The 7,004-nt window shown below is 56.4% G+C and carries 5 protein-coding genes; 2 read left to right on the top strand and 3 right to left on the bottom strand.

From position 1 onward, the window contains the following. The first annotated feature begins 125 nt into the window (after positions 1-125). Positions 126-1,784, top strand: coding sequence for an alpha-keto acid decarboxylase family protein (locus HYQ67_RS12760; RefSeq protein WP_202304052.1), 1,659 nt, complete (start codon positions 126-128; stop codon positions 1,782-1,784). On the opposite strand, the gene HYQ67_RS12765 is transcribed toward HYQ67_RS12760, so the two are convergent. Then, positions 1,781-3,013: an ion channel protein gene (locus HYQ67_RS12765; protein WP_202304053.1), complete on the bottom strand. Its 1,233-nt coding sequence runs from the start codon at positions 3,011-3,013 to the stop codon at positions 1,781-1,783. The genes HYQ67_RS12760 and HYQ67_RS12765 overlap by 4 nt on opposite strands. Positions 3,014-3,235: 222 nt before the next feature. On the opposite strand from HYQ67_RS12765, the gene glk reads away from it, so the two are divergent. Then, on the top strand, positions 3,236-4,201 hold the full coding sequence (glk, locus tag HYQ67_RS12770; protein ID WP_202304054.1) for a glucokinase: 966 nt from the start codon (positions 3,236-3,238) through the stop codon (positions 4,199-4,201). Positions 4,202-4,324: 123 nt separating this feature from the next. Here the strand turns inward: glk and HYQ67_RS12775 are convergent, their stop codons facing one another. Next, positions 4,325-5,056, bottom strand: a complete 732-nt coding sequence (locus HYQ67_RS12775) for a LytTR family transcriptional regulator DNA-binding domain-containing protein (RefSeq protein ID WP_202304055.1) — start codon at positions 5,054-5,056, stop codon at positions 4,325-4,327. Continuing rightward, positions 5,053-6,762: a LytS/YhcK type 5TM receptor domain-containing protein gene (locus HYQ67_RS12780; protein ID WP_202304056.1), complete on the bottom strand. Its 1,710-nt coding sequence runs from the start codon at positions 6,760-6,762 to the stop codon at positions 5,053-5,055. The genes HYQ67_RS12775 and HYQ67_RS12780 overlap by 4 nt, the downstream gene beginning before the upstream one ends. Positions 6,763-7,004 lie beyond the last annotated feature (242 nt).

Raw genomic sequence — 7,004 nt, forward strand, 5'->3', positions numbered from 1 at the left:
CGACCAGCAGACAACCCCTCGTTTAACTGTAAACCCTTCTTTCCACTCTCTAAATGAGCTATATCCTCGACAGCGATCGCTGATGTCCAATACTCACAGCAGACCCCTGCTGGAAGGAATATGCCATGCGCTACTGTGTTGCGGACTATCTTCTCGACCGGTTTACGGAATGCGGAATTGCCCATTTGTTCGGCGTCCCCGGTGACTACAACCTGCAGTTTCTCGATAACGTCATTGCCCATGACTCCGTTGCCTGGGTTGGCTGCGCCAATGAGCTAAACGCTGCTTACGCCGCGGATGGCTATGCCCGCTGTAGCGGTGCTGCGGCGCTGCTGACAACCTTCGGCGTGGGCGAGCTTAGCGCCATCAATGGTATTGCGGGCAGCTACGCTGAATATTTGCCCGTCATTCACGTTGTTGGATCACCGCGTCTGGCTGCCCAGCAGCGAGGCGAGCTGATGCACCACACTCTGGGGGACGGGGATTTTAACCATTTCGCCCGCATGGCCCGTGAAGTCACCGTTTCGCAGGCTGCTCTGACCCCGGAAAATGCCTGCTACGAAATCGATCGGGTGTTGAAAGAGGCGCTAAGCCACCGCCGCCCGGGATATTTACTGCTGCCGAGTGATGTGGCTACCGTTCCTGCCACCCCGCCTGACCATCCTCTTGATATTTTTCCTTCCTGCGCCGAATCTGCCGTTCTTGATGAGTTCCGACGTGCAGCCCAGGCCAGGCTGTCTGAAAGCCGCAGCGTTGCTCTGCTGGCGGATTTCCTGGCGCTGCGTTACGGGCTGCAAAAAGAGATGCAGCAATGGATGGATGACACGCCGCTGCCGCACGCCACGCTGCTGATGGGCAAAGGCCTGTTCGATGAGGGACAGCAGGGGTTTATTGGAACCTACAGCGGGGCGGCGAGCGAGAAGGGGATCCGGGCCGCTATCGAAGAGGCGGAGCTGGTGGTTTGTGTGGGGGTAAAATTCACCGACACCATCACGGCAGGCTTCACTCAGCAGCTGACGCCGCAGCAAACGATAGATATCCAGCCCAACGCCACGCGCATTGGCGAGCGCTGGTTCAGCGGGTTGCCGATGGCGCAGGCGGTGGAGGTTCTGCACCAGCTCTGCAAGCGTCAGGTTGCCCACTGGCCTGTACCAGACCAGAAACCGCCGTCGCTGCCGGCGTGCGAAAGCGGCAGGCTGGATCAGCATGCTTTCTGGCAGTCGATACAAAAATTCCTGCAGCCCGGCGATATCATTCTTGCCGACCAGGGAACCGCGGCGTTTGGGGCGGCAACGCTTACTTTGCCGGCGGGCACAACGTTTATTGCCCAGCCACTGTGGGGATCGATCGGCTACACGCTGCCCGCTGCGTTTGGCGCGCAAACGGCCTGCCCTAACCGGCGCGTCGTCCTGCTGGTGGGCGATGGTTCGGCGCAGCTTACCATTCAGGAGCTGGGGTCAATGCAGCGGGATAAACAGACGCCGGTTATTTTCCTGCTGAACAACGACGGCTATACGGTCGAGCGGGCGATACACGGGGCGGAGCAGCGCTACAACGACATCGCGCCATGGAACTGGACGGCGCTGCCGCAGGCGATGCATCTGGAGTGTGAAGCGCAGTGCTGGCGGGTAACCGAAACGGCACGGCTGGAAGAGGTCATGGCTCAGGTGGCAAAAGCGCAGCGGCTTTCGTTTATCGAAGTTGTGCTGCCAAAACAGGATGTGCCTGAACTGCTGCAGGCCGTTACGGCGTCTTTAGCCCGCCGTAACGCCTGTGAAAACTAGCCTTTGTGTTTATCGACCATCATCACCGGCTTGCCTGCCAACAGCAGCCAGGCCGGCAGCATGACGATACACAGCAGCGGCAGCAGTTTGATATCCGGCACCACGGCCATCGCCATAAACAGGCTCAGCCAGCCGTCGCGGGTGACGACGAGCACCAGGCCAAGGATGGCGCAGGAGATGGTGATGGCCGCCGGTACCGCCTCAACGTGCTGGTGAAGCATCATTCCCAGCGCCACGCCCACGAAAACCACCGGGAAAATGCGCCCACCGCGGAACCCGCAGGCGGAGGCTACGACCAGCGCCGCGAGTTTCACCACGGCGAACATCAGCAGCGTGCCAACGGCGTAGTTCGCCGTGCCGAGCTGGCGCATCTCATCAAGGCCTTTGAATAGCGTCACTTCGCCGCCAATCAGGCCCAGTAAGCCAAGCACAAAGCCACCGGCACCCAGCACCAGCACCGGATGCTTTAGCTTGTGCATCAGGTCATGGGCGCGCGGCAGGCACCAGACGGCAACCATGCCCAGCGCGATGGCGATGGCAGCCACAACCGCACCGCTGAAGATATCCACCAGATGCAGGTCGGTATATTGCGCCAGCGGCAAAGAGAAGTCCGGATTGAAAAAGAAACCAGTCGTTAGCGCGCCAGCCGCTGCGGCCATCAGGGGGGCGAACAATCTGTCCCACATTGGCACATCGTTACTGCTATTGAGCATCTGTGAGAAGATCAGCGCTGCCGCCACGGGAGTGCCGAATAACGCGCCGATGGTGCCCGCAGCCGCAAGAATCGTCCAGTCCAGCGCGCCCACTTTAGGCAGGATACGGGCGCCAATTGCCACGGCCAGCGCAATATTGACGGACATGATGGGGTGTTCCGGACCGAGGCTAACCCCGCCGGAGAGACCAAGGATCAGCGCCAGAATCAGACCCGGTAGCGCCATCACCGGCACAGGTGCGCCAATTAACGGCTCAGTAGCCGGATCTGGCCCCGCATGGCCTGGCACATAGCGGATCACCATACCTACGGCAACGCCTGTCAAGGTGAGTATCAGCAGGATCCAGACCGGCGAATTTATGTCCATATCAAAGCGGGCAGGAAGCGTAATCCAGAGATAATTCTGCAGCAGCGAGGCAACTTTCATCACCACAATCAATATCAGACTGGAAAAGACGCCGATGATTAAAGCCGGAACAGAAAGAACCAGCATGGTTCTGGCCCGCGGATGGAGCATAATCCTTCCTTATTTTTGCTATTTTTAGCGCAAGTTGTCACTTTATATAGTCTGCCAGAGAACGCTCACCCATGATTGCGCAAAAGTGGCTGAAACGTTCAGGCTAATCTGTGATGCAGATCTATAATCCCGGGAGATAACTCAGCGGGGCGTTGTTGTTTTGGCTGGCTAATTTTACAGTGTGGCCAGGACCTATTCTGACTTTAGCGGAGCAGTTGAAGAATGACAAAATATGCATTGGTGGGAGATGTGGGCGGCACCAACGCGCGTCTGGCACTGTGTAACGTTGAAAATGGTGATATCACGCAGTCAAAAACCTACTCCGGCCTGGATTTCCCAAGCCTGGAAGCGGTGGTGGTGCATTATCTCAAAGAGCACAACGCAAGCGTGACGGATGGCTGCATCGCTATCGCCTGCCCGATAACCGGCGACTGGGTGGCGATGACCAACCACACCTGGGAATTTTCCATCGCCGAAATGAAAAAGAACCTCGGCTTCGAACATCTGGAAATTATTAACGATTTTACTGCCGTTTCAATGGCTATCCCGATGATCAAAGACGAACATCTCATCAAGTTTGGTGGCGGCGAACCGGTAGAAGGCAAGCCGGTTGCGGTCTACGGCGCGGGCACCGGGCTTGGCGTGGCGCATCTTGTCCACGTTGATAAACGCTGGGTAAGCCTGCCGGGCGAAGGCGGCCACGTTGATTTTGCGCCGAACAGTGAAGAAGAGGGCATTATCCTCGAGGAGCTGCGCGCTGAAATCGGTCACGTTTCGGCGGAGCGCGTGCTCTCGGGCCCGGGGCTGGTGAACTTCTATCGCGCGATTGTTAAATCTGACGGCCGTGAACCGGAGCGCTATGAACCAAAAGACATCACCGAACGCGCCCTGAACGACAGCTGCACGGACTGTAAGCGTGCACTTTCCCTGTTCTGCGTAGTGATGGGCCGCTTCGGGGGTAACCTTGCGCTAACGCTGGGCTGCTTCGGTGGGGTTTATATCGCGGGTGGCATCGTGCCGCGCTTCCTTGAGTTCTTCAAGGCCTCCGGCTTCCGCGGCGGGTTTGAAGATAAAGGGCGCTTCAAAGATTACGTCAAAGATATCCCTGTCTATCTGATCGTCCACGATCAGCCGGGGCTGCTGGGGGCGGGGGCGCATCTGCGTCAGACGCTGGGGCAAATCCTTTAATCTGCACGAAATAGTGGTGGATGACGCCTGCGCTTATCCACCCTACGTAACAAGATGATTTATTTAATCTTGTAGGTCGGATAAGCGCAAGCGCCATCCGACAATTTCACAGCCTTCCCCGCATTAAAGCCGCATCAGCTGGCGAAACTCTTTAACCTTGCTGCGGCTCACCGGCACCTGAAAATCTAAATCCCTTAAGCGCAAAATATAGGTGTTGTTAAACCAGGGTTCTATCTCGCGGATCTTGCTTAAGTTCACGCAGTAAGAGCGGTGACAGCGGAAGAAGTGGTTCTCCGGCAGGCGGCTGCAAAACTCGGTGATATTCATCGGCATCACGTAGGCCTCGCGGCGCGTATAGACAAACGTCATTTTTTCGTGCGCTTCGGCGTAATAGATATCGTTGATATCCGTGACGATAATGCGTTCGTCCTTCACCAGATTGATGGTGAGATTTTCGCGGCTGCTGCTGGCGTGAGCCTGCGGCGCGGTCTGCTGGTGGTGCGCGGCCTCCAGCTTTTGCAGCATGCCAATAATCCGCGACTCTTCATAGGGCTTCAGAATGTAGTCGAAGGCCTCCAGCTCAAAGGCCTCCACCGCGTGCTCTTTCCAGGCGGTGATAAACACGATAAAGGGCTTATGGGCGAACTTGCTGATGTTTTGCGCCAGCAGCACGCCGTCCAGCGACGGAATATTGATATCGAGGAAAATGGCGTCCACTTCATGATGCTGAAGGTATTTCAGCACGTCCATGCCGTCATCAAAAGTGGCGACGATATCCATCTGCGAATGGTTTTTTATCAGCCAGTTCAGCTCCTGCTGGGCCAGCACTTCATCTTCTACAATGATGACCTTCACACTTTCTCTCCTTGCAGCGGCAGTAGCCCCGGCGGCAGGCTGGCGACGGTTTTCGGGACATAAAACGCAATCTCCGTGCCCGGCGTCAGACGGCGAATGACCAGCCCTTCACCATAAAGCAGCTTCACGCGATGATGAACGTTCAGCAGGCCAATTTTATTCCCCGGCATCTCGTTGGCTTCTACGCGCTCAATGACTTTTGGATCGATACCGTTGCCCGTATCACGGACGCTAATTCGCACCCGGTTACCACTCTCCTCGACGCTGATGGTCACTACGCCTTTCCCCTTACACGGTTGAATGCCATGCACGATAGCGTTTTCAACCAGCGGCTGGATGAGCAGGCTCGGGATCTTGCACGTCACTTCTTCATCAATATGATAAATCACCGTCAGCTTATCCCCGAAGCGGGCCTGCTCAATGGCGATGTAATCTTTAATCTGATAGAGCTCCCGTTTGATATCGATTTGCTCATCGTCTTTCAGCTCTATGTTGTAGCGCAGATAGCGCGACAGATTAAAAATCAGTTGGCGTGCGGTGTCCGGATTCATGCGAATTGAAGAGGAAATGGCGTTCAGGGCGTTAAACAGGAAATGCGGATTGATCTTGCTTTGCAGCGCCCGTAGCTCCGCCTTATTCGCCATCTCACGCAGCTGTTCCGCGCGGGAAACTTCGAGTTGGGTCGAGATAATCTGCGACAGTCCGACAGCCATTTCCTGCAAAGTAGATGTTATCTGGTGCGCATGACGGTAATAGATCTTCAGCGTGCCGGTCACTACACCTTTTTCCCACAGCGGGATGATTATCAGTGAGTGAATCTCCGGCGTGCGGTAGGCTTCGTCGTCATTACGGATAATGATTTTGCCTTCGCGCAGCGCCAGCCTGGTGCGCGGACTGATCCCCAGATCGTTCTGCTTATAGTTCTTCTCACCGACGCCAACGTAGGCCAGCACCTTATCGTTGTCCGTGATGGCAACCGCGTCGGCGCTGATGTCCTGACGAATAATATCGCAGACCTTGCGCAGGGATTCGCTGTTCACGTTGCGAAACAGCGGCAGGGTTTTGTTGGCAATATCCAGCGCCAGCTTCGCCTGGCGAGCCGCGCTGGCCTCCTTTTCCCCTTCAACGCTCTGCACCAGCAGCACGATAAAACCGATGGAAACCGAGCCCAGAATCATCGGCGCGCCAATTTTCGACACGATATCCCAGCCAAGCTCAATGGAAGGTGCCCAGAGCACGACCAGCGTCATGGTCATCGTTTCGCACAGCATGCCGGCGATGATGCCGATGCGCCAGTGCTGCTCTTTCGGCACTTTGCGGTTGATCCACCCGGAGATAAAGCCCGCGGTAATACTGGTAATAAAGCACGGCACGGCGGTGACGCCACCGATATCAATCAGGTAGCGGTGAGTCCCGGCAATCACTCCGGTAATAATGCCAACCCATGGGCCAAACAGAATGCCGCCCGCCATAACGGCGATAATCCGCACGTTGACCAGCGAGCCTTCAACGTGCACGCCGGACCAGGTGCTGAAGAGGGCGAACATCGAGAAAATAGCGGTGACGGCCAGCAGCTCTTTAGGCGTGTGGGCGCTTTTGTGCAGCAGCTCGCGGAACAGACGAATGCGGATCAGGAAGAAGAGACAAATAAGCATCAGCGCCGCCCGGTCAAACACCGCCAGCAGCATATTAAAAATTTCGTGCACGGGTTACTCGCATGCCTTGGGGGAAGGGGCCATGATAAGGAAATTCTGACGGGGAAGCCAGAACCCCCATACCGAACACGTGGTGGATGGCACTTTGTTTATCCACCCTACAATTCCCGGATCGTAGCTACCGTCTTGAACGTCAAGCGGTAGCTGCATAATTTTCATCCCATGGCAGGCGTGTTTTAAGCACCCCGAAGCACATGTGCACCAGCTTGCGCATTACTGCACCCAGCGCCGCC

The organism is Dryocola clanedunensis subsp. sulfonylureivorans (assembly GCF_016756775.1).
Taxonomy (GTDB): Bacteria; Pseudomonadota; Gammaproteobacteria; order Enterobacterales; family Enterobacteriaceae; genus Dryocola; species Dryocola clanedunensis.